The sequence below is a fragment of the Streptomyces sp. NPDC028314 genome (genome assembly GCF_055565795.1).
The window spans coordinates 355,349-376,526 of the sequence record NZ_JBVHTP010000008.1 but is presented as its reverse complement, the minus strand read 5'-3'; the positions used below and the strand labels follow the sequence as shown (position 1 = coordinate 376,526).

19 protein-coding genes are annotated in these 21,178 nt (G+C 72.7%); 7 read left to right on the top strand and 12 right to left on the bottom strand.

Annotated elements, in window-relative coordinates; translation table 11 throughout:
• Window positions 1-97: 97 nt before the first annotated feature.
• On the top strand, window positions 98-469 hold the full coding sequence (locus ACZ4TG_RS20775; RefSeq protein WP_468164869.1) for an ATP-binding protein: 372 nt from the start codon (window positions 98-100) through the stop codon (window positions 467-469).
• Between the two features lie 63 nt (window positions 470-532).
• Here ACZ4TG_RS20775 and argS read toward each other — a convergent pair whose 3' ends face one another.
• A complete protein-coding gene (gene argS / locus ACZ4TG_RS20770; RefSeq protein WP_468164776.1) occupies window positions 533-2,323 on the bottom strand; it encodes an arginine--tRNA ligase in 1,791 nt (596 codons plus the stop codon).
• A 179-nt stretch (window positions 2,324-2,502) separates the two neighbouring features.
• On the opposite strand from argS, the gene lysS reads away from it, so the two are divergent.
• A complete protein-coding gene (gene lysS, locus ACZ4TG_RS20765) occupies window positions 2,503-4,230 on the top strand; it encodes a lysine--tRNA ligase (RefSeq protein ID WP_468164774.1) in 1,728 nt (575 codons plus the stop codon).
• 80 nt (window positions 4,231-4,310) lie between these two features.
• On the opposite strand, the gene ACZ4TG_RS20760 is transcribed toward lysS, so the two are convergent.
• The 3 genes from ACZ4TG_RS20760 to ACZ4TG_RS20750 all read right to left on the bottom strand — a co-directional run bounded on the left by ACZ4TG_RS20760 (window position 4,311) and on the right by ACZ4TG_RS20750 (window position 7,716).
• Window positions 4,311-5,723, bottom strand: coding sequence for a DUF2637 domain-containing protein (locus tag ACZ4TG_RS20760; protein ID WP_468164772.1), 1,413 nt, complete (start codon window positions 5,721-5,723; stop codon window positions 4,311-4,313).
• 145 nt (window positions 5,724-5,868) lie between these two features.
• Window positions 5,869-6,675 (bottom strand): DUF3558 family protein, encoded by an 807-nt coding sequence (locus tag ACZ4TG_RS20755; protein ID WP_468164770.1) that lies wholly within the window; start codon window positions 6,673-6,675, stop codon window positions 5,869-5,871.
• A gap of 135 nt (window positions 6,676-6,810) precedes the next feature.
• Window positions 6,811-7,716, bottom strand: coding sequence for a DUF3558 domain-containing protein (locus ACZ4TG_RS20750; protein WP_468164768.1), 906 nt, complete (start codon window positions 7,714-7,716; stop codon window positions 6,811-6,813).
• A 193-nt stretch (window positions 7,717-7,909) separates the two neighbouring features.
• On the opposite strand from ACZ4TG_RS20750, the gene ACZ4TG_RS20745 reads away from it, so the two are divergent.
• Both ACZ4TG_RS20745 and ACZ4TG_RS20740 read left to right on the top strand, forming a co-directional pair.
• Window positions 7,910-9,109: an RtcB family protein gene (locus ACZ4TG_RS20745; protein ID WP_468164767.1), complete on the top strand. Its 1,200-nt coding sequence runs from the start codon at window positions 7,910-7,912 to the stop codon at window positions 9,107-9,109.
• A 134-nt stretch (window positions 9,110-9,243) separates the two neighbouring features.
• The gene (locus ACZ4TG_RS20740; RefSeq protein WP_468164765.1) at window positions 9,244-10,338 is read left to right on the top strand and encodes a DUF8094 domain-containing protein; all 1,095 of its coding nucleotides are present in this window, start codon (window positions 9,244-9,246) and stop codon (window positions 10,336-10,338) included.
• 84 nt (window positions 10,339-10,422) lie between these two features.
• Here the strand turns inward: ACZ4TG_RS20740 and ACZ4TG_RS20735 are convergent, their stop codons facing one another.
• The gene (locus tag ACZ4TG_RS20735) at window positions 10,423-11,193 is read right to left on the bottom strand and encodes an SDR family oxidoreductase (RefSeq protein WP_468164763.1); all 771 of its coding nucleotides are present in this window, start codon (window positions 11,191-11,193) and stop codon (window positions 10,423-10,425) included.
• Window positions 11,194-11,385: 192 nt separating this feature from the next.
• Between ACZ4TG_RS20735 and ACZ4TG_RS20730 the strand changes: the two genes are divergently transcribed.
• Window positions 11,386-11,823, top strand: coding sequence for a hypothetical protein (locus ACZ4TG_RS20730; RefSeq protein WP_468164761.1), 438 nt, complete (start codon window positions 11,386-11,388; stop codon window positions 11,821-11,823).
• On the opposite strand, the gene ACZ4TG_RS20725 is transcribed toward ACZ4TG_RS20730, so the two are convergent.
• From ACZ4TG_RS20725 to ACZ4TG_RS20715, 3 genes are read right to left on the bottom strand one after another with little or no spacing between them, the layout of a single operon-like run.
• A complete protein-coding gene (locus ACZ4TG_RS20725) occupies window positions 11,811-13,472 on the bottom strand; it encodes an FAD-dependent monooxygenase (RefSeq protein WP_468164759.1) in 1,662 nt (553 codons plus the stop codon). The genes ACZ4TG_RS20730 and ACZ4TG_RS20725 overlap by 13 nt on opposite strands.
• A gap of 41 nt (window positions 13,473-13,513) precedes the next feature.
• Window positions 13,514-14,263: a Mut7-C RNAse domain-containing protein gene (locus ACZ4TG_RS20720; RefSeq protein ID WP_468164757.1), complete on the bottom strand. Its 750-nt coding sequence runs from the start codon at window positions 14,261-14,263 to the stop codon at window positions 13,514-13,516.
• Between the two features lie 42 nt (window positions 14,264-14,305).
• Window positions 14,306-14,722: a winged helix-turn-helix transcriptional regulator gene (locus tag ACZ4TG_RS20715; RefSeq protein WP_468164755.1), complete on the bottom strand. Its 417-nt coding sequence runs from the start codon at window positions 14,720-14,722 to the stop codon at window positions 14,306-14,308.
• A gap of 234 nt (window positions 14,723-14,956) precedes the next feature.
• Here ACZ4TG_RS20715 and ACZ4TG_RS20710 point away from each other — a divergent pair, with 234 nt between their 5' ends.
• Window positions 14,957-15,856 carry an NADP-dependent oxidoreductase gene (locus tag ACZ4TG_RS20710; RefSeq protein ID WP_468164867.1) on the top strand — a complete coding sequence of 300 codons (900 nt, stop codon included), beginning with the start codon at window positions 14,957-14,959 and terminating at the stop codon, window positions 15,854-15,856.
• A 319-nt stretch (window positions 15,857-16,175) separates the two neighbouring features.
• On the opposite strand, the gene ACZ4TG_RS20705 is transcribed toward ACZ4TG_RS20710, so the two are convergent.
• The 3 genes from ACZ4TG_RS20705 to ACZ4TG_RS20695 form a co-directional block, all read right to left on the bottom strand.
• Window positions 16,176-16,694 carry a GNAT family N-acetyltransferase gene (locus ACZ4TG_RS20705; protein ID WP_468164753.1) on the bottom strand — a complete coding sequence of 173 codons (519 nt, stop codon included), beginning with the start codon at window positions 16,692-16,694 and terminating at the stop codon, window positions 16,176-16,178.
• 3 nt (window positions 16,695-16,697) lie between these two features.
• Window positions 16,698-17,849 carry an MFS transporter gene (locus ACZ4TG_RS20700; protein WP_468164751.1) on the bottom strand — a complete coding sequence of 384 codons (1,152 nt, stop codon included), beginning with the start codon at window positions 17,847-17,849 and terminating at the stop codon, window positions 16,698-16,700.
• A gap of 100 nt (window positions 17,850-17,949) precedes the next feature.
• On the bottom strand, window positions 17,950-18,579 hold the full coding sequence (locus ACZ4TG_RS20695) for a TetR/AcrR family transcriptional regulator (protein WP_468164749.1): 630 nt from the start codon (window positions 18,577-18,579) through the stop codon (window positions 17,950-17,952).
• 189 nt (window positions 18,580-18,768) lie between these two features.
• Here ACZ4TG_RS20695 and ACZ4TG_RS20690 point away from each other — a divergent pair, with 189 nt between their 5' ends.
• The gene (locus ACZ4TG_RS20690) at window positions 18,769-20,142 is read left to right on the top strand and encodes a hypothetical protein (protein WP_468164747.1); all 1,374 of its coding nucleotides are present in this window, start codon (window positions 18,769-18,771) and stop codon (window positions 20,140-20,142) included.
• On the opposite strand, the gene ACZ4TG_RS20685 is transcribed toward ACZ4TG_RS20690, so the two are convergent.
• Complete coding sequence (locus ACZ4TG_RS20685; protein ID WP_468164745.1) at window positions 20,129-21,046, bottom strand: YhjD/YihY/BrkB family envelope integrity protein; 918 nt, start codon at window positions 21,044-21,046, stop codon at window positions 20,129-20,131. The two genes, ACZ4TG_RS20690 and ACZ4TG_RS20685, sit on opposite strands and share 14 nt — an antisense overlap.
• Window positions 21,047-21,178 lie beyond the last annotated feature (132 nt).

Sequence of the window (21,178 nt, the reverse complement as noted above, 5' to 3'; positions counted from 1 at the left end):
ACCCGTACTCAGTGAGGAGTACGGGTCGGCCGTCTCACACACGCTAGTCACGCAGGGCGACGATTGTCCCGTGAACGTGAATATTCAACCCGCCCTGATGCGGGAGCGGTTCTATCCGCGCAGTCGCCAAACACCCCGTGCCGCAAGGCAGTTCACGGCGGAGACACTTGACGCGTGGGATGTCACATCACGCCGGGACGACCTGTTGCTCTGCGTGAGCGAGCTGGCCACCAACGCCCTGCTGCACGGCGTCCCGCCCGGCCGCGGCTACCGGCTGCGGCTGCTGCGCTTCGAGGGCGTCGTCCGGGTCGAGGTGCACGACAGCGGCGGCGGGCGGCCCCGGATCGAGGCGCGGGACGCGGGGGCCGAGCACGGGCGCGGGCTGCTGCTGGCCGCGGCGGTCGCGGACCGGTGGGGGGTGCTGCCGCGGGTGCCGGGGAAGGTGGTGTGGTGCGAGTGCGACGCATGAAGAACCCCCGCGGCCCTGACGGGCGGCGGGGGCTCTCGTACCGCGCTCGGGGCGCGGCGGGCGTCAGAGGCGCTCGGGGGTGCGGATGCCCAGCAGGGACATGCCCTTGCTCAGGGTGCGCGCGGTGAGGTCGCACAGGAACAGGCGGTTCTCGCCCACGACCAGCTCCGGCTCCGGCTTGATCACCGGGCACTCCGTGTAGAACGTCGTGAACAGCGAGGACAGCTGGTAGAGGTACGCGGCGACCTTGTGCGGGGCGTAGTCCGCGGCCGCTTCCTCGATCAGCGCGCCGAAACCGTCCAGGTGCAGGCCCAGCGCGCGCTCGGCCGGGGCCAGCTCCAGCTCCGGGTGGGCGGCCGGGGAGCGGTCGCCCGCCTCGGCGGCCTTGCGCAGGATGGACTTGATCCGGGCGTAGGCGTACTGGAGGTAGACCGAGGTGTCGCCGTTCAGCGAGACCATCTGGTCCAGGTCGAACTTGTAGTCGCGAGCGGCGGAGGTGGACAGGTCGGCGTACTTCACCGCGCCGATGCCCACGTAGAGGCCGTTCTCGACGATCTCCTCCTCGGTGAGCAGGTTGCGCTCGGCGTCCTTTTCGCGGACGACGGCCGTGGCGCGCTCGACGGCCTCGTCGAGGAGGTCGACCAGCCGCACGGTCTCGCCCTCACGGGTCTTGAAGGGCTTGCCGTCCTTGCCGAGGACCGTGCCGAAGGCCAGCTGTACGGCCTCGACCCCGTCGGTCAGCCAGCCGGCCCGGCGGGCCGTCTCGAAGACCATCTTGAAGTGGAGGGACTGGCGGGCGTCGACGACGTAGATGAGCGTGTCGGCCTTCAGGTCGCCCACCCGGTTGCGGATCGCGGAGAGGTCGGTCGCGGCGTAGCCGAAGCCGCCGTCCGACTTCTGGACGATCAGCGGGGTCGGGTTGCCGTCCGGGCCCTTGTACTCGTCGAAGAACACGCAGAGCGCGCCGTTGGAGCGGACGGCGACGCCCGAGTCCTCCAGCAGCTTGCAGGTCTCGACGAGCATGTCGTTGTAGCCGGACTCGCCGACCACGTCCGGGTCCTGGATGTCCATGTCCAGCTTGTTGAAGACGGAGTAGAAGTAGATCTTCGACTCGTCGACGAACCGCTGCCACAGGGCCAGCGTCTCGGCGTCCCCGGCCTGGAGGTCGACGACCCGGGCGCGGGCCCGCGTCTTGAACTCCTCGTCGGAGTCGAAGAGCGCGCGCGAGGCCTTGTAGAGGCGGTTCAGGTTCGACATGGCCTCCTCACCGGAGACCTCCTCGCCCGACTTGTGGTCCAGCTCGTGCGGGTGCTCCAGGAGGTACTGGATGAGCATGCCGAACTGGGTGCCCCAGTCGCCGATGTGGTGGCGGCGGATGACCTTCTCGCCGGTGAACTCCAGGATCTCGACCATCGCGGCGCCGATCACGGCGGACCGCAGGTGGCCGACGTGCATCTCCTTGGCCACGTTCGGCTGCGCGTAGTCGATCACCGTGGTGCCGGCGTTCGCGGCGTACGGCACGCCGAGCCGGTCGTCGGCGGCGCGGGCGGCCAGCGTCTCGATGATCGCCCGGTCGGTGACGGTGATGTTGAGGAAGCCGGGTCCGGAGACCTCGATCTCCTTGATCAGGTCACCCTCGCCGCCCGCCGGGATGCCCTCGACCACGGTCGTCGCGAGCTCGCGCGGGTTGGCCTTGGCCTTCTTCGCGAGCGCCAGGATGCCGTTGGCCTGGAAGTCGGCCCGGTCGCTTCGTCGCAGCAGCGGGTCGGCGCCACCGGCCTCCGGCAGAGCCGAGGCGAGGGCGTCCGCGACGCGCTGATCGACGGAAGAAGCGAGGGAAGGGACCGAGGCCATGAGCTGCCGTTCCTGTGAGGTTGTGCCGGTGGGTGCACTTGGTTGTTCCGACAAGTGCCGAGTATCCCACGCGCGCCCCTTCCCTTTCGCGGGATATCGAGGGCGGGGAGCAACCCCGTAGTGCCTCGTTCCGTCTGGGAGAATGGCTGAAGCCAGCATTCGAGATAGAAGGACGTGTCGTGGCTCAGAGCAGCACCGAGACCGACTGGGTCTCCCGTTTCGCGGACGAGGTCATCGCCGAGGCGGAGCGCCGAGCACCCGGCAAACCTCTCGTCGTCGCGTCCGGACTCTCCCCCTCCGGCCCGATCCACCTGGGCAACCTGCGCGAGGTGATGACCCCGCACCTGGTCGCGGACGAGATCCGCCGCCGGGGCATCGAGGTCCGGCACGTCCTGTCGTGGGACGACTACGACCGCTACCGCAAGGTCCCGGCGGGCGTCGAGGGCGTCGACGAGTCGTGGGCCCAGCACATCGGCAAGCCGCTGACCGCCGTCCCGGCCCCGGCCGGGTCCGCGTACGGCAGCTGGGCCGAGCACTTCAAGGCCGCCATGGTCGAGGCGCTGGCCGAGCTGGGCGTCGAGTACGACCCGATCAGCCAGACCGAGCAGTACACGAGCGGTGTGTACCGCGAGCAGGTGCTGTTCGCGATGAAGCACCGCGGTGACATCGACGCCGTGCTCGACCAGTACCGCACCAAGCAGAAGCCGGGCGGCAAGAAGCCCCAGCAGAAGCAGGTCGACGAGGCCGAGCTGGAGGCCGCCGAGGGCTCCGGCGCGGCCGCCGAGGACGACGGCAGCGCGGGCGAGGGCGGGTACTTCCCGTACAAGCCGTACTGCGGCGAGTGCGGCAAGGACTTCACCAAGGTCACCTCGTACAACGACGAGACGACCGAGATGACCTACGTCTGCACCGAGGACGAGTTCACCGAGACCGTCAAGCTCAGCGAGTTCAACCGCGGCAAGCTGGTCTGGAAGGTCGACTGGCCCATGCGCTGGGCCTACGAGGGCGTGATCTTCGAGCCCTCCGGCGTCGACCACTCCTCGCCCGGCTCGTCCTTCCAGGTCGGCGGCCAGATCGTGCACATCTTCGGCGGCGAGCAGCCGATCGGCCCGATGTACGCGTTCGTCGGCATCAGCGGCATGGCCAAGATGTCCTCCAGCAAGGGCGGGGTCCCGACCCCGGCCGACGCGCTGAAGATCATGGAGCCGCAGCTGCTGCGCTGGCTGTACGCGCGCCGCCGCCCGAACCAGTCCTTCAAGATCGCCTTCGACCAGGAGATCCAGCGGCTCTACGACGAGTGGGACAAGCTGGAGTCCAAGGTCGCCGACGGTTCCGTGCTGCCCGCCGACGCGGCCGCGCACACCCGTGCCGTCCGCACCGCCGCCGGTGAACTGCCGCGCACCCCGAGGCCGATGCCGTACCGGACCCTGGCGTCCGTCGTCGACATCACCGCCGGCCACGACGAGCAGACCCTGCGCATCCTCAGCGACCTGGACCCGTCCACGCCGCTGACCTCCCTCGACGAGGTGCGGCCGCGCCTGGACCGTGCCGAGAACTGGATCACCACCCAGGTCCCGGCCGACCAGCGCACGCTGGTCCGCGAGGAGCCCGACGCGGAGCTCCTGTCCTCGCTGGACGACGAGGGCCGCGAGTCCCTGCGGCTGCTGGTGGACGGGCTCGACTCGCACTGGTCGCTCGACGGGCTGACCACCCTGGTCTACGGCGTGCCGAAGGTCATGGCCGGGCTGGAGCCCGACGCCAAGCCGACGCCGGAGCTCAAGGTCGCGCAGCGGACGTTCTTCGCCCTGCTGTACCGGCTGCTCGTGACCCGGGAGACCGGGCCGCGGCTGCCCACGCTGCTGCTGGCCGTCGGAGCGGACCGGGTGCGCAAGCTGCTGGCCGTCTGACCCGCCCGTACGACGCGCAAGGGCCCGCACCCCCAGGGGGTGCGGGCCCTTCCGCGTCGTGTGCGGTGGTGTCTCCTGGGCTACGCGATGTGTTCGCTCTCCAGGTCGCGTTGGAAGCGCTGCTTGAGGTCGGGCATCATCCGGCTGATCGTGGAGAAGCTGCGCGGGTGCACGATCCCGTGGCGGTCCGAGAGGTATATGTCCACCTGCTCGGGGCTGGGGAGCTTGCCGTTCTCCTCGATGTACTCGCGGAAGACCTGGTACGCGGCCTCCGCGAACTTCACCTCGTCGATGTCCGGGTCCGGCTCCAGGACGCCTTCGCGCGCCTCGTCCGGGCGCGGGGCCGGGATCGGCAGCTCCTGCTGCTGCGGCTCCTGTTCGTCCGGGCCGGTCGGCGGCATCACCGGGATCGGCTCCAGGCCCTCGACGTACTGGGGGTTGTAGCCGCCCTCGTACGCCGCCTGCGGGGCCAGCGGCGCCGCGAACCAGGCGCTGTTGTGGGCCGCCGGCATGGCCGTCGGGTCCACCGCGAAGGGCGCGGGGGCCGGGGCCACCACCGGTACCGGCTCCGCGGGACCGGGCCGGACGGGCTGCTGTGCCTGGCCTGCCTGGCCCGCCTGGCCCTGCTGCGGCTGGCCCTGCTGCTGTGCCTGGCCCGGCTGCACGGGCTCGGCCGCCTGCGCGGCTTCCGGTCCCGCTGCGGCCTGCGCCACGGGCTCGGCCGCCGTGAGGGCCGGGGTCTCGGGGAGGGCCGGGGTCTGCGGGAGCGCCGAGACGGTGGACGGGGCCGGGGGCAGCAGCGCGGGGTCGATGCCCGCCGCCGCCAGACCCTCCGGAGCCGTCTGCGACAGCGGTACGCCGATCCGGGCCAGCCGCAGCGGCATCAGCGCCTCCACGGGAGCCTTGCGGCGCCAGGCCCGCCCGTACCGCGCCTGGAGCCGCGCCTGGTAGATCAGCCGGTCCTGCTCCATGCCGACCGCCTGCTCGTAGGAGCGCAGCTCCCACAGCTTCATCCGGCGCCACAGCTTGAAGGTGGGTACGGGCGACAGCAGCCACCGCGTGATGCGGACGCCCTCCATGTGCCGGTCCGCGGTGATGTCCGCGATCCGGCCCACCGCGTGCCGGGCCGCCTCCACGGTGACCACGAACAGGATCGGGATCACCGCGTGCATGCCCACGCCCAGCGGGTCCGGCCAGGCCGCCGCGCCGTTGAACGCGATCGTCGCCGCGGTCAGCAGCCAGGCCGTCTGGCGCAGCAGCGGGAAGGGGATGCGGATCCAGGTCAGGAGCAGGTCCAGCGCCAGCAGGACGCAGATGCCCGCGTCGATGCCGATCGGGAACACCAGCGAGAAGCTGCCGAAGCCTTTCTGCAACGCCAGCGCGCGCACCGCGGAGTACGACCCCGCGAAACCGATCCCCGCGATGACCACGGCTCCGGCGACCACGACACCGATCAGTATCCGGTGCGTACGAGTCAGCTGCATCGCGGCCACGCGCGGTCCCCTCCCCTTGTCGAGCTACGGCAGGCACAGCGTACGGGTGCTGCACGAATGACTGGATGTCAGCCCCGCTGTCGCCCAGCGGCCGGTCCTGGTGCCGGTCCTACTGCTGGTCCTACTGCCGGCGCTGGTGCGGGTCCTACTGCTGGGGCTGCGGCGACTGCGGCTGCTCCGGAGCCTTGGACTGGTCGGCCGGCTGCGAGGGCTGCGCCGGCGGCTGCCCCTTGCCCGCCGTGTCGACCGAGGCCACGATCTCCTTGGCCGCCACGATCGCGTCCTGGAGCAGCTTCGCCTGGTCCGGGGCTCCGGCGCCCTCGTACGCGGCGCCGTTGTAGTCGAGGGTGATCGCGACGTTCTGGGTGCGCACCAGGATCGTCGTGTTGAAGAAGTCGACGTCCTTCTTCACGCCGTAGACGACCGAGGTGCCCTCGTCGCCGATCCCGCCGGCCGGCTCGGCCTTGACGTCGTGCGCGCCCTCGGTCTTCTTCGCCGCCTCGATCTGCTTGTTGTACTGGTCCGTGGCGCGCTTGTTGCCGCTGCCGAGCGAGGCGTGCGAGTCGTAGCGGACCAGGGAGATCGACAGCCAGCGGTACTGCGAGCCCTTCAGGCCGTCCTCGTCGAGGCCGTTCCAGGAGCAGCTGGCGCGGCTGGACAGGTCGTTCGACTTGGTGGCCGTGCCGTTCTTGTCCTTGGCCTGCGGGACGAGCGACTCGATGGTCTTCGTCTGGATCGCCTTGCAGGGGTCGGGCAGCGTGGAGTACGCCACCTTCTCCAGCTGGGCCGAGACCTTCGGGGCCGGCTTGGCGGACGAGGAGGAATCGGACTTCTTGCCGTCGTCCGAGCCCGAGGCCTTGCCCGAATCGGAGGAGCAGCCGGCGACGGTGAGGATCACCGGGACGGCTGCGCAGGCGAGAACTCGGGTGAGGAGCGAGGCTGATCGGTGCATGGTTCCTTCAGACGTTGGGGGCTTCTTACGGGCGCGTTGGGGGCGCGGGGTCCCGGGCAACGGTAGCCCGACCCGGCGCCCGGCTGCTGTGCGCGCCGTCACGCGGGCCCCGTACGCCCCTCGGGTCGGGCGGGGTCAGTTGTTGAAACGCTCGACCAGGGCCTGTGCCAACTGGCTCACTTTGTCCTGGGTTTCCGCGCTGGACGGGACGATGCCGGGGAGCGCGGGCTGCACGCTGTACTCGACGGTGACGATGACATTCGAGGTACGGAACACAATCCGCACGGTGCGCGACTGCGCGGCGCTGGCCCCGGCGGCGCTCAGCTTGTCCTCGACGTAGGCCTCGTTGCCGAGGTCCTCCAGGACGCGGGAGCCGAGCTCGGGCGGCGCGGTGGGGGTGGGCGTGCCGCTGGGGGAGCCGCTGGGCGGGCCGGCCGGGGCGCCGCCGGGGGCCGGGCCGCCGGCGGGCGGGGCGCTCGCGGCAGGGGGTGCGGAGGGCGCGGTGGAGGGTGCGGGGGAGGAGCCCGGCGCGGGGGCCGAGGGGGCGGCCGAGGGGCTGTGCGTCGGCCCGGGGAAGGGCAGGTGGGCCTCGGTGAGGCGGCGTACGAAGACCTGGTGGGCCTTGTCGTCGTCGCTGGCCGTGGCGCGGTCGTACGAGACCACGCGCTCGAACCCGACCGACAGCAGCAGCGTCTCCGAGGGGGTCTGCCCGCTCCAGCGGCAGCCGACGCGCCGGTCCCCGTCGTACGAGGCGTCCGCGATCCCGGCGTACAGCTGCTCGCGCTGCTCCTCGGTGAGGCTGTCGGCGGGGGGCAGCATGGCCTTGAGCCGCTTCCCGTCGGCGGCCTTGCAGGGCGCGGGCAGGACGCGGTACTTCCCGGGTTGTGCGGGTGCGACGGCGTTGCCGCCGGCCTTCGCGTCGGTGGTGCTCCCGGTGTCGTTCCCGTCGGTGCACCCGGTGAGGCCGGTGACTCCGGCCACGAGTGCGGTGAGCATCGCGATGCCTGGCAGGAGTGGCCGCCGTACCGCCTTGCGCTGCACGTCCAATGGCTCCCTTCGACCGGCCGGCCGCCCGGCGGTCAGGAAAATGCGTTGCCGCGGCTCGGGCGCGGATGGACACAATGTCTATCGCACACGCTGGTGCTGGCGCCGGTCCCTTGTCTGGTTTGGGGTCAAGAGCGAGGCTTTTTGCGTATTCCGACTTTCCTGTGGTTAACGGGGTATTGAGGCTGTTATGTCGTATGTAGAGGTGCCCGGGGCGAAGGTCCCGATCCGGATGTGGACGGACCCGGCGTCCGTCGAGGACAGCGCGATGCAGCAGCTGCGCAACGTCGCGACCCTTCCCTGGATCAAGGGTCTTGCCGTCATGCCCGACGTCCACTACGGCAAGGGTGCGACCGTCGGCTCGGTCATCGCCATGAAGGACGCGGTCTGTCCGGCGGCGGTGGGCGTGGACATCGGCTGCGGCATGTCGGCGGTGAAGACCTCCCTGACGGCGAACGACCTGCCGGGGGACCTGTCGGGGCTGCGCTCGAAGATCGAGCGGGCGATCCCGGTGGGGGCGGGCCTGCACAGGGAGCCCGTGGACCCGGGGCGGCTGTACGGCTTCGAGGCGAAGGAGAAGGCCTTCGACGACCTCTGGCAGCGCTTCGACTACATCACCGACTCGGTCAAGTACCGCCGCGAGCGGGCCGCGAAGCAGATCGGCACCCTCGGCGGGGGGAACCACTTCATCGAGTTCTGTCTCGACGAGTCGGGTTCGGTCTGGCTGATGCTGCACTCGGGATCCCGCAACATCGGCAACGAGCTGGCCGACCACCACATCGGCGTGGCCCGCGGCCTCGCGCACAACCAGGGCCTGGTCGACCGGGACCTGGCGGTGTTTCTGGCGGCCACCCCGGAGATGGAGTCGTACCGCAGCGACCTCTTCTGGGCGCAGGAGTACGCCAAGTTCAACCGCGCCGTGATGATGAGCCTCTTCAAGGAGGTCATCCGCCGGGAGTTCCGGAAGGCGAAGGTCTCCTTCGAGCAGGAGATCAGCTGCCACCACAACTACGTGGCGGAGGAGCGGTACGACGGCATGGACCTGCTGGTCACGCGGAAGGGCGCGATCCGCGCCGGCAGCGGTGACTACGGGATCATCCCGGGGTCCATGGGGACGGGCTCGTACATCGTGAAGGGGCTCGGCAACGAGAAGTCCTTCAACTCGGCCTCGCACGGCGCGGGCCGCAAGATGAGCCGGACGGCGGCGAAGAAGCGGTTCTCCGCGCGGGACCTGGCGGACCAGACCAAGGGTGTGGAGTGCCGTAAGGACTCGGGCGTCGTGGACGAGATCCCGGGCGCGTACAAGTCGATCGAGCAGGTCATCGACCAGCAGACCGACCTGGTGCAGGTCGTGGCCAAGCTCAAGCAGGTCATCTGCGTCAAGGGCTGACGCCCGGACGCGGAGTCGGGGGAGTGGAAGGGCCCGGGCCGGTGACGGTCCGGGCCCTTCCGCGTGCACGGGTCCGGCAGTGGCGTGATTTCATCGGCCTGAATCAGTCGGGTGGGTCCTTGGGGGGAAGTCTCGTGGCGGGGTATCGGTGGGTTGCCGGAGCGGTCGTGGCCGCGGTGGTGCTCGGGGTGGCCGGATGTACGTCCGAGCCGGCGGCCAAGCCGCTGAGACCGGCTCCGCCGGCGGCGCCCGAGGTGCCGATGGTGATCAGCAGGGCGCAGGCCGAGCAGGTCTTCTCCACGTACGAGTGGGAGCAGGGCGCCTCGCTCAACCGGCGGGACAGCGACGCGATCGCCAAGGTGGAGACGGGGCCGCTGCTGGCACAGAGCCTGACCACCTACGAGCTGCTGCGGCGGCACGGGAACTGGGGGGTGGAGGCCAGGTTCCACCGGCCGGACTTCCTGATCCCGGCGGAGCGGGACCAGCCGGGGTACCCGAGGTCGTTCGCCGTGGTCAGCAGTGGTGCGTCCGAAGAGAAGAACGACCGGGCCTCCGCGCTGCACTACTTCGTGCAGGAGGCGCCGGGGGCGCCGTGGAAGGCGGCCGTCATGTCCTGGCTGACCGCCCGGCAGCCCAGGGCGCTCCAGCCGGGTGAGTTCGCGGACACCTCCCAGGACCGGCACGGCTTCCGGGTGCGGGAGAAGTCGATCGCGACCGTGGGCCGGAACGCGGCGGACGCGGTGGACCTGTCGCCGGCCGCGGCCGAGAGCCGGAAGGTGTGCGGGAAGTACGCCGAGTACCTGAGCTTCACCGCGCCGCGCGAGGAGACCGGGAGCAAGGACTTCGTGCCCGGCGAGCTCACGAGCGGGGTCGTCGAGGCGTACAACGCGGAGTACCCGACGCTCGCCGGGGCCACCACCCACGGCTATGCCTTCGAGGAGACGGGCCCGGAGCTGCCGGTGCTGCGGCTGGCGGACGGGAAGTCGCTGGTGACCTGCTCGTACGTGCGCACCGAGCACTTGGCGGCCAAGGCCTCGTACACCTTCAGGTTCGGGAAGGGCGGGGACGTGGACGTGCTGCTGGGCGGGGAGGCCAAGTCGTGGAAGAAGGCCGACGTGCGGCGGAGCCTGACGGCGACCTTCGAGGTGCCGGCGGACGGCCCGGCCGAGGGGGTCGGGTGCAACTGCCTCAAGCCGGGGCTGATGTCGGCCGAGGCGACGCCCAAGTAGGGGCGAAGGCCGCCGGGCTGAAGCCGGCGGCCCTCATGCCGCACCTGCGGTCGGCGAGGCTGGTCCAGGGGTGTCCTGCCGGGGTTACAGCTCGCGGTGGACCTTCGTGTTCGAGGCCTGGGCGCGGGGGCGGACCACCAGGAGGTCGATGTTGACGTGGCTGGGACGGGTCACCGCCCAGGTGATGGTGTCGGCCACGTCGTCGGCGGACAGGGGCTGCGCGACGCCCGCGTAGACCTTCTCGGCCTTGTCGGCGTCGCCGCGGAAGCGGGTCTTCGCGAACTCGTCCGTCTTGACCATGCCCGGGGCGATCTCGATGACGCGGACCGGCTGGCCGACGATCTCCAGGCGGAGGGTCTCGGCGATGACGCGGGCGCCGTTCTTGGCGGCGACGTAGCCCGCGCCGCCCTCGTAGGTGGAGTGGCCGGCGGTGGAGGAGAGGACGACCACCGTGCCGTCGCCGGAGGCGGTGAGGGCCGGGAGCAGGGCCTGGGTGACATTGAGCGTGCCGATGACGTTGACCTCGTACATCGTGCGCCAGTCGGCGGGGTCGCCGGTGGCGACGGGCTCGGCCCCGATGGCGCCGCCGGCGTTGTTGACCAGTACGTCGACGGAGGGGTAGCGGTCGAGGGAGGCCGCGAAGGCGTCGACGGCGGCGCGGTCGGTCACGTCGAGGGCGTGGGCGGTGGCCTCGTGCCCGGCTTCGGTGAGCTCGGCGGCGAGGGCTTCGATGCGGTCCTTGCGGCGGGCGGTGAGGACGACGTGGTAGCCGGCCGCGGCGAGCTGCCGGGCGGTGGCCGCGCCGATTCCGCTGCTCGCGCCGGTGACTACGGCGGTTCGGGTGGCCGTGCTCATGGACGGGGCTCCTCGTTCGTACGGACGACTTCCGGCCAGCATATGCGGGTGGGCGGATGCCGCCGGTTGGCCGTCCGGTGGGCCCGGCTCGCCCTCGATCGTGTGATGGTCCGACCGGTGGGGGCGGCGGCTGGCTAGCGTCCGCGCGAGGAGGTGGTGGCGGTGCGCCGTGGTGCCGTACGGAGTGTGGTGGTGGCGGGCTTGCTGGTGCTCGGCGGGGCCGGGAGCGCCGGGGCGTGGGCCGGGCCGGAGGCGGACGTCGCCTACCACGGCCGGGTCTCGCTGGCCCACGGGCAGCTGAGGGTCTTGCTGGTTCCGGAGAACGAGGGGCCGTCCGAGCTGCCCGATGCCACGGTGCGGTTGCGGCTGTCGGCCGATCTCGCGCCGCGGCAGGAGCTGGCGGAGGGCTGTGCGCGGGCAGGGCTGCGCGAGGTGGTGTGCGAGACGGGCGCGCTGCCGCTGCACGGGCGGGGCCGGCACATCGGGCTGCGGCTGGAGCTGGCGGAGCCGGTGCCGGAGGTGGTGCTCCGGGTGGACACGTGGTGGAACGGCGGCGCGACCGACCGCAACCACAACAACAACGAGCACGCGGTGCTGGCCCTGGACACGGGCGACACCTACGCCTTCTGAGCCGGGCCTCCGGGGGTCTCGGGGGTCTCGGGGGCTTCCGGGGCTCCGGGGGGTTGGGCTTGGGGCTGGGCCTGGGCTTCGGCTTGGGCTTGGGCTGGTTGGGCTTCGGCCCCGGCCTGGGTCTGGGCTTCGGTTTGGGGGAGGAGCCAGGTCGCGGTGGCCGCCGCGATCTCGGAGTCGCCGGCCCGTTCCGCGCTCCAGGCGAGGTATCCGTCGGGGCGTACGAGCACGCACGCCGTACGCCGGTCCGTGCGCCAGTGGTGGTGGGCGAGCGGGGCTCCGGGCGGGGTGGCCCGGCCGGGCGGGGTGATGAGGACGAAGCCCCCGCCGCGCAGGGCCTCGTACAGCCGCAGGCCCCCGGCGAGCGGCAGGTCGGGGACGCGGCGGCCGGCGGGTGAGGGGCGGCGGGTGCCGGGTGGCGGCGGGTAGGCGAGGGCGAGGCCGGTGAGGACGCCGAGGGCGCGGTCCCGGGCGGGGCCGATCCGGGCCAGCAGGGCGGCGCCCAGCCTGCGGGAGGCGCGGCGGACGGGGTCCTTGACCATGACGGCCCGGACGAGTGCTCCGCTGGTGCGCAGGACTTGGCGGCCGACGGGGTGGCGCTCGCGGTCGTAGCTGTCGAGGAGGGCTTCGGGGTCCGGGGCCTGTCCGCGCAGGACCGCGGCGAGCTTCCAGGAGAGGTTGGCGGCGTCCTGGAGGCCGGTGTTCATGCCGAGGCCGCCGGCCGGGGAGTGGACGTGGGCGGCGTCTCCGGCGAGGAAGACGCGGCCGACGCGGTAGCGGGGGACCTGGCGTTCGTCGCTGTGGAAGCGGGACATCCAGCGGGGGTCGTGCATGCCGTGGTCGGTGCCGAGGGCCTGGCGGGTGATGGCCCGCAGTTCGTCGAGGTCGACGGGGTCGCCCGGTTCGCTCGGGGCGGCGTCGGAGTCGGTGTCGCGGAGCCAGGCGATGGCGCGGTACCAGCCGTCGCCGAAGGGGACGAGGAAGGCGAAGGCGTGGGCCGTGCCGTTGGCGGTGAGGACGTTTTCGGGCGGGTCGGTCAGGCGGACGTCGGCCAGCACCATGGAGCGGACCACGGCCTGGCCGGGGAAGGGCAGGTCCAAGGCCTGGCGGATGGTGGAGCGGACACCGTCGGCGCCGACGACGTAGCGCGCGCGGATCTCCTGGGCTGCCTGCGGGGTGGCGGGTGTTCCGTCGGCCGGGGCAGGGGTCTTGCCCGGGGTTTCGGCGGTGAGGGTGACGCTGTCCTGGGTCTGGCGGAGGCCGGTGATCCGACAGTCGTACCGGATGTGCACACCTGTGGACAGTGCGCGGCGCTCCAGCAGTTTTTCCGTCTCATATTGAGGGGTGATGAGCACGAAGGGGTAGCGGGAGCGCAGCTGTCGAAGGGAGAGGGTCGTGCCACCGAAGGGGCGTGCCCGGTCGATCCGTTGGCCGGTGGAGACGAGTTCGTCCGCGAGGCCGCGGGCGTCGAGCAGTTCGAGGGTGCGGGCGTGCACGGCGAAGGCTCGGGTGAGGTTGGCGGCGGTGCGGGGGCGTCGTTCGACGAGGGTGACGGAGAGTCCGGCGGCGGCGAGGTCGCCGGCGAGCAGGAGTCCGGTGGGCCCGGCGCCGACGACGGCTACGTCGACGATGTCCTCAGCGGCAGTCATGCTCGGGAAGTCTGCCAGCCGGGGACCGCCCCCGCGGTGAGTTACGCGGCGGTGCCGTCGCCGAATTCGGCGACCGCTTCGTCGACGATCCGCTCCAGCCGGGCGTGGTGGGCGCCGCGCCAGTAGACGCGCTCGCAGTCGGTGCACTGCGCGAACACGTCGTACGAGCGCTGCGTGCCGTGTTCGAGGCGGTCGCCCACGCTGTCCTTGTCGGCCGAGCGGAGCGGGCCGTTGCAGGCGGAGCAGCGGGTCCAGGGCGCGAGTACGGGGGCGAAGCGGCTGAGGACGTCGCGCAGTTGCTCGTCGGGGTTGTCGCTGTAGACGTAGGCCCCGGCGAAGATCTCGCGGCGGCGCAGCAGGCCGCGGTCGCGGGAGAGCAGGATGCGGTTCTCGGCGGCGGAGCGGGTGGCGAGCGCGGGGTCGCCGATGTCCTCGTTCTCGTACGCGGCGTCGACGCCGAGGAGGCGCAGGCGCCGGGCGAGGGTGCCGAGGTGGACGTCGAGGAGGAAGCGCAGCGGGGTGCCCGGGTTCTGCTGCGGGACCTGCTGGGGACGGTCGACGCCGAACACCTCGACGGACTCGCCTGCCCGGGGCACGTACGAGACGGGCACCTCCTGGCCGTCGACGAGGAGTCGGCCGACCTCGGTGAGCGGGACGCCGGCCGATTCGACGACGTGGCCGAGGCTGGAGGCGCCGTCGGTGGTCGTCGGCACGCGTTCGGCGCGCCGGCTGGGCGGGGCGAACACGTGCAGTTCGGGGGCGAGGGTGAGCTGAATGCCGGGTCCGTTCACAGGCCCAGCATGCCATTTGCCGACCGTGCGGCGCGGCCGAATTTACCCGGCCGCGGTGGCCTCGTCGTAGGCCTCGCGGTGGGCGCTGACGTCGTCGAAGTGGTTCTCGGCCCAGAGCTTCACGGAGGAGAGGAGGCAGGCCAGGCTGCCGCCGAGCTCGGTGAGGCGGTAGTCGACGCGGACGGGCACGGAGGGGGTGACGGTGCGGGTGACGAGGCCGTCGCGTTCGAGGGAGCGGAGGGTCTGGGTGAGCATCTTCTGGCTGACGCCGGGGATCTTGCGGCCGAGGTCGCTGTACCGCATGGAGCCCGTCTCGGCTTGGCGGAGGGCGCTGACGACGAGGCCGACCCACTTGTCGCTGATGCGGGCCAGGAGCTGGCTGGTGGGGCACTCCTTGACGAAGGCGTCGTAGGCGGCGCGGGCCGCGTCGCGGCGGGCTTCGGCGGTGCGGGTGGCCATGGGTGCCCACTTCCGGGTCGGGTACGCACTCCGAAGTACGTACTTACGAAAAGAGAGTACCTCTCCCTAGGTTAGTGGTCATCGGGAACGGCCGAACGGAGTCGGCCGGAGCGCCAAGCCCGAACGAAGCGATGACCGAAGCGAACGGGGAGAACGATGAGCGAGCAGACGAACGGGCAGACGAACGGCACGACGGCAAACGGGACGGCGAACGGTCGGGCGAACGGGACGACGATGTGGGCGGCCGTGGTGGACGTCTTCGGCGGTCCGGAGCGGGTGGAGGTGGCCGAGGTCGCGATCCCGCGGCCGGCGCCCGGGCAGGTGCGGATCCGGGTCCGGGCCGCCGGGCTGAACCCGGTGGACGGCGCGGTACGGGCCGGGGTCTTCGGCGGCGAGGGGCAGCGGATCGGCTTCGGCTGGGACGTGGCGGGCGAGATCGACGAGGTCGGCCAGGGGGTGACGGGCGACTGGAGCGTCGGGCGGCGCGTGGTCGGCCTCCACTACGGCCCGGTGAAGCCGCTCGGCACGCACGCCGAGTACGTGGTGCTCGACGCCGGGGCGGTGGCGGCGGCGCCCGCGACGGTGGACGACGCGGCCGCGGCGGTGCTGCCGCTGAGCGGGCTGACGGCGGCCCGGGCCGTGGACCTGCTGGGGCTCGCCCCCGGTTCCACGGTACTGATCACCGGCGCGGCGGGGGTGGTCGGCGGCCTCGCGGTCCAGCTGGCCGCCCGGGCCGGGCTGGTGGTGACGGCCCTGGCGGGGGCGGAGGACGAGGAACTGGTGCGGTCGCTGGGCGCGTCCGGGTTCGTGCCGCGCGGCTCGGCGCCGGCCGCGCCGGTGGACGGGGTCCTGGACGCGGCGGTCCTGGGCGAGGCCGCGCTGGCCTCCGTCCGCGACGGCGGGGTCTACGTGGGCCTGCGCCCCCACGGCGCCCCGGCGGCGGAGCGGGGCATCCGGATCGCGGAACAGGAGGTCGCCGCCGACGGCGCCCACCTGGCGCGGCTGGTGTCGCTGGTCGACGCGGGCGCGCTCCGCCTCCGGGTGTCGGACACGCTCCCCCTCGCCGACGCCGCCAAGGCCCACGCCCTACTGGCCCAGCCGGGCACCCGCGGCCGCCTGATCCTCCTCCCGTAGCCGACCCCGCCTGCGCCGCGGCCCCGCCTTCGCGCTCCGCGGGGCCCGAAGCCGCACCCGCCGGGCACCCGGCCCCGGGCACGCGGCTTGGCGGGGCCCGGGCCGGACCGCCGGGCACCCGCCCCGGGCATCCGCCCCGGTCAGGGCCGAGCCCGGCCCCGCCGGGGCGCGGACGTCCGGACCCGGCCCCGGCGGCGTGCCCGGAGCTGCGCCCCGGCGGCGTGCCCGTGCGGGCCCGCCCCGCCGGGGCGGGCCCGCACGGGCATTCGGGCCCGGGCGCGCGGGCCCGGGCAGCCGGGCTGCGGGCGCCGGGGGCGGGTCAGGGCTTGGGGTGGAGGGGGAGGTGCCAGTCGTTGCTGGGGTGGGGGGTGCCTGGGGGGTACTCGAAGTCGAACGCGCCCAGGCAGGTGAGGCCCGCGCGCCGGCACACCGCGTTGGACGCCGGGTGGTCCACGCCCGGGAAGGCGTGGAGGTCCGGGCGGGAGCCGTGGGCGGTGGCGTAGGCGATGAGTTCCGTCAGCGCGGCCGCCGCCAGCCCCCGCCCCTGGAACTCCGGCAGGACGGCCCAGCCCGTCTCGTACACCGGCCGGCCCTGCCACTCCCGCTCCCAGAAGCCGATCGAGCCCGCCGTCTCGCCCGTCCCGGCCAGGGTCACCCGGAACATCCGCCCGGCCGCCGGCTCCCGCGCGCTCAGGGCCTCGTAGCGCCGCTGGCGGTCGGCGAGCCGCTCCTCGGATTCCGGGCCTCCCAGATGCCGGGTCATCTCCGGGGTGTTGCACCGCCGCAGCAGCCAGAAGTCGTCCCCCGACCAGGGGGTCAGCCGTACCTTCTCGTCCATGCCTCAGGAGCGTACGGCCGCCGCCCTCCGCACGTCCGGCAGGAGCGTGAAGAGCCCGAGGAAGGCCAGGAGCGCGCCGAGTACGAGCGGCGCCCGCAGCCCGTAGGCGTTGATGCCCACGCCGCCGAGCCAGGACCCGATCACGATGCCGAGCGTGATGAAGGAGGAGTGCACGGTGTTCACCAGCGGCCGCGCGTTCGCGGTGCGCTGCACCCGGGTGATCATGCAGGGGTTCATCGTGACGCCGACCAGTCCGATGCCCGCCATGAAGATCAGCGCGGGCGCCGTGACCTCGGCGAAGAGCGCGAAGCCGGCGAGGAAGACCATGTTCAGGCCGAGTCCGATGAGCTGGGTGACCACCGTGTGGGTGTCCGCGTACCGGCCGACGACGTGGTTGCCCAGGACGGTCGCGGCGCCGTAGCCGACCAGCAGCCACGGCACCGACCCCTGGCTGAAGCCGGTGAGTTCGGTCAGGATCGGCGTGAAGTAGCTGAAGGCGGAGAAGGTCGCGCCGATGATCAGCGTCGAGGTGGAGAAGGCCAGCCACAGCCTCGGGTGGCGGAACGCGGCCAGCTCCTCCCGCACGGAGCCGCCCGCCCCGCCCGCCTCCGGCAGGGACGGCACCCCAACCGCGGTGGCGAGCGCGGCGACGGCCGTCAGCGCGGAGATCGCCCAGAACGCGGCCCGCCAGCCCAGCTGTCCGCCGACGAAGGTCGACAGGGGCAGGCCGAGCAGGGTGCCCAGCATCAGGCCGTTCATGACGGCGCCGATGGCCTTGCCGCGCACCTCGGGCCCGGTGATCCGGGCGACGACCGACAGGGAGACCCCGAAGAAGGCGGCGGAGGCCACGCCGCTGATGACCCGTCCGACGAGCATCGACGCGTAGCCGGTGGCCAGCGAGGCGAGGAGGTTCCCGACCAGGAAGACGGCGAAGAGGAGCATCAGGGCGCTCTTGTGCGGGAGTTTGAGCACGGCCGCGGCCAGCAGCGGCCCGCCGAGGGCCATGGCGACGGCGAACGCGGTGATCAGGTAGCCGACCTCGGGGACGGTGGCGCCCAGCCCCTCGGATATCCGGGGCATCAGGCCGGCCACCACGAACTCACCGGTGACCATGGCGAAGATGCCGAGAGCGAGGACGTACACGGCTTTGGGCACGGCAGGTGTCACAGCCTTCCATAACTAAACGATCGTTTCAGAATGTGGGCAGGGCGAAGCCGGCCCCGCCGCACGGGGCAAGGGGGTGCGGTCAGGGGCGTCAGGCACCCACCGCGAGGCTGCCGCCCGCCAGGCCGCCGCCCGCGAGGCCGCCGAGCGCCTGGTCGACGACCTGGACCAGGTACGCGCGGTCCGCCGCCCGCTCCATGACCCGCAGGCCCTGGGTCAGCGTGACGAGGAGCCGCGCGGCGGCCCGTACGTCGGCCCCCGCCGGGATCTCCCCGGCGGTCCGGGCCCGCAGCAGCAGGTAGGCGTACGCCTCCTCCAGCGAGCCGAGGGCGCCGCCGAGCCGGGTGGCGGCCTCGGCGTCCCCCGGCAGCCGCTCCAGCACGCCGTGGGTGACCAGGCACCCGGCCTGCTCCGGGTCCGCCAGCGCGGTGTCCACGTACGAGAGCAGGAACCGGCGCAGCACGGGCAGTACGGCCCCGCGGTCCGCTCCGGTCCCGGCGAGTTCCTCGCGGGCCCGGTCCGCCTCGACGGCGCAGTACAGGTCGAGCGCCTTGAGGTACAGATCGTGCTTGGAGCCGTAGGCGGCGTACATGCTGGAGCGGTTGATCCCCAGGGCGTCCACCAGGTCCTGGACCGAGGTGGCCTCGTACCCCTGTCGCCGGAACAGCTCCATCGCCGCCGTCAGGGCGGTCTGCGGGTCGAACTCCTTGGGTCTGGCCATGATCGCCAGGCTACCCCATACCCAACCGGTCGTTCCAGAACAGCCGCCGCGCGGCCGGCCTCACCCGATCGGCCCGCTCCACCGCGCCGGGCCGCGCCGGGCGGGTTTGTCTGGGGCTCCCAGGCACGCGGCTTTGAGCCCCCAGGCACGCGGCTTTGCCTGAAGCCCCAGGCACAGGGAGGTCGGCGGATGCCGGACGTGGAACCCGCGGGTGAGCTGGCCGCGCTGCGGGCGCGGGTCGCGGCGCTGGAGGCCGAAGCGGCCAGACGGCCGCCGCCCCGGCACCGCATGCGCTCGCTGCTGGCCGCCCTGCTGATCGTCATCGGCTGCGTCCTGGTCCCGCTGGGCCTCCTGGCGGCCTGGACCTCCGACATCACCGGTGACACCGACCGGTACGTCGCCACGGTCGCCCCGCTCGCCTCCGACGCGGACGTCCAGGACGCCGTCGCGAACCGGGTCACCGGTGCGGTCATGGAGCACATCGACCTGAACACGCTCCTGGAGGGCGTGGCCCCCGATCAGCGCCCCCTGCTCGGAAAGGCGCTGGGCAAGCTCGGCGACTCCCTGGAGGGCGCGGTCCGCAGCTTCGTCCACGACAAGGCCCGGGAAGTCGTCGCCTCGGACGCCTTCGAGACGGTGTGGACCGACGCCAACCGCGCCGTGCACACCTCGCTGGTACGGGCCCTGACCGGCAGCGGCGACGCGGCCGTGCAGATCCACAACGACACGGTGACGCTCGACCTCGCCCCCGTGATCGAGCGGGTGAAGCAGCGCCTCGTCGACTCCGGCCTCACCGTCGCCGCCAAGATCCCCGAGCTCCACACCGACTTCACCGTGGTCCGGTCCGACGACATCGGCAAGGTGAAGACGGGCTTCCGGCTCCTCCAGCTCGCCGGCCTGTGGCTGCCGGTCCTCGCCGTCCTGCTCGCGGCGGCGGGCGTCCTGCTGGCCGCCCGCCGCCGCCGTGCGCTGGTCGCCGCGGCCCTCGGGTTCGCCGTCGCGGCGCTGGTCGTCGGCATCGGGCTGACCGTCTTCCGTACGGTCTACCTGGGCGCCCTGCCCGACAGCGTCTCCCAGCCGGCGGCCGGCTCCGTCTATGACGCCCTGGTCCGCTACCTGCGGACCGCGGTCCGCTCGGTCGTGGTCCTGGGCGTGGTCCTCGCCCTCGCCGCCTGGCTGTCCGGCCCGGGCCGGTCCGCCACCGTCGCCCGCCAGCTGTGGCACTCCGGCATCGCCGCCACCCGGGCCACGGCCGACCGGGCGGGCCTGCGCACCGGGCCCGTCGGTCCCTTCGTGCACCGCCACCGCGTCTGGATCACCTGGATCCTCGTGGCGGCGGCGGTGCTCGTCTACGTGCTGTGGTCCCGGCCCACCGGCTGGGTGGTCCTGGGCCTCGCCCTCGCGCTGCTCTTCGCCCTCGCGGTGGCGGACTTCCTGGCCGAGGACACGGACAACCCATCCGGCGGCGCGGGCACGGGCAACCCACCCGGCGGCGCGGGCACGGACAACCCACCCGGCGCGGAGGACACCGGGGCTCCCTCCCCGCCCCTCAGGTCTCCTTGACCGGCTGCCGTACCGGGGGCGGAGTGCCCAGCCTCCGTGCCAGGTACGGCTCCTGCGCCAGGGCGGCGCCCGCGGTGACGGCGACGGCGACGGCCGCGCACACCACGATCAGCCAGGACAGCAGGACGAACACCGAGCCGGCCGACCCGTAGGTGTTCAGAGCCGCCTCCAGGGCGATCGGCATGTAGACGCGCGCGCCGAGCGACAGCGCGGTCGTCGCCCCGGCGACGAGCACCGCGCCCGGCAGGAGCGGCAGCCAGGACAGCGCCCCGCCCAGCATCAGGTGCTGGGTCCACCACCACAGCGCCGTCTGGAGGACGAGCGTGAGCGGCACCCCCAGCCACAGCCCCACACCGAAGCCGTCGCGCACGGGCCCCTGAACGGCGAGCAGGCACACCCAGACGGAGATCCAGGCGATCCAGCGCCCGACGACGATCCGCTTCCCCGTCCGCGCCGGAACCTGCCACGCGCGCCGGCACAGGCGCTGTACGGCACGGCTCACCGCGGTCGCCGACAGCAGCACCATCAGGCCGCCCACCACCCCCACCGCGCCCTGGAGGTCGCCGTCGGCGCCGCGGAAGAGGTCGTCCAGCTGCTGCCACGACTGCCCGCCGAGCCCGAACACCGTGCGCAGCGACGCGGCCAGCTCCGTGCGCAGGCCCTGCGGGGCGAAGGAGGCGATGACGAAGAGCAGGGGCACCGCGGTCAGGAAGACCTGCGAGGCCAGCCGTGTCGCGGAGTCGAGGATGTTCACCGCGATCATGCGCTCCGCGATGTGCGTGATCACCGGGAACCGGGCCTCGGCGGCGGCCTGCAGCCGCTTCCCCGCCGCCACCGCCCTGCGCGAGCGGGTACGCCACCACGAGGAGCTCAGGATGCCGCGCGCGGGTCGGCCGGAGGGCATCAGACCGCCTGGGAGGGGGCTGGGAGGAGCGGGCGGCAGGACGCCCGCGACGGAAGCGGCGAGGTCGTCGCCATGGGTGGTCTCCTTGCCGAACGGGCGCCTCGGGAACCGGTCACCGGCCGCCGGCCGGTC

Excerpts from the sequence above, each read along its gene's own strand:
- ACZ4TG_RS20690 (WP_468164747.1), top strand. The coding sequence starts at position 18,769 with ATGCCGGACGTGGAACCCGCGGGTGAGCTGGCCGCGCTGCGGGCGCGG.
- ACZ4TG_RS20710 (WP_468164867.1), top strand. The coding sequence starts at position 14,957 with ATGTGGGCGGCCGTGGTGGACGTCTTCGGCGGTCCGGAGCGGGTGGAG.
- ACZ4TG_RS20735 (WP_468164763.1), bottom strand. The coding sequence starts at position 11,193 with ATGAGCACGGCCACCCGAACCGCCGTAGTCACCGGCGCGAGCAGCGGA.
- ACZ4TG_RS20775 (WP_468164869.1), top strand. The coding sequence starts at position 98 with ATGCGGGAGCGGTTCTATCCGCGCAGTCGCCAAACACCCCGTGCCGCA.
- ACZ4TG_RS20745 (WP_468164767.1), top strand. The coding sequence starts at position 7,910 with ATGTCGTATGTAGAGGTGCCCGGGGCGAAGGTCCCGATCCGGATGTGG.
- ACZ4TG_RS20755 (WP_468164770.1), bottom strand. The coding sequence starts at position 6,675 with ATGCACCGATCAGCCTCGCTCCTCACCCGAGTTCTCGCCTGCGCAGCC.
- ACZ4TG_RS20705 (WP_468164753.1), bottom strand. The coding sequence starts at position 16,694 with ATGGACGAGAAGGTACGGCTGACCCCCTGGTCGGGGGACGACTTCTGG.
- argS (WP_468164776.1), bottom strand. The coding sequence starts at position 2,323 with ATGGCCTCGGTCCCTTCCCTCGCTTCTTCCGTCGATCAGCGCGTCGCG.
- ACZ4TG_RS20695 (WP_468164749.1), bottom strand. The coding sequence starts at position 18,579 with ATGGCCAGACCCAAGGAGTTCGACCCGCAGACCGCCCTGACGGCGGCG.
- ACZ4TG_RS20725 (WP_468164759.1), bottom strand. The coding sequence starts at position 13,472 with ATGACTGCCGCTGAGGACATCGTCGACGTAGCCGTCGTCGGCGCCGGG.
- ACZ4TG_RS20685 (WP_468164745.1), bottom strand. The coding sequence starts at position 21,046 with ATGCCCTCCGGCCGACCCGCGCGCGGCATCCTGAGCTCCTCGTGGTGG.
- ACZ4TG_RS20715 (WP_468164755.1), bottom strand. The coding sequence starts at position 14,722 with ATGGCCACCCGCACCGCCGAAGCCCGCCGCGACGCGGCCCGCGCCGCC.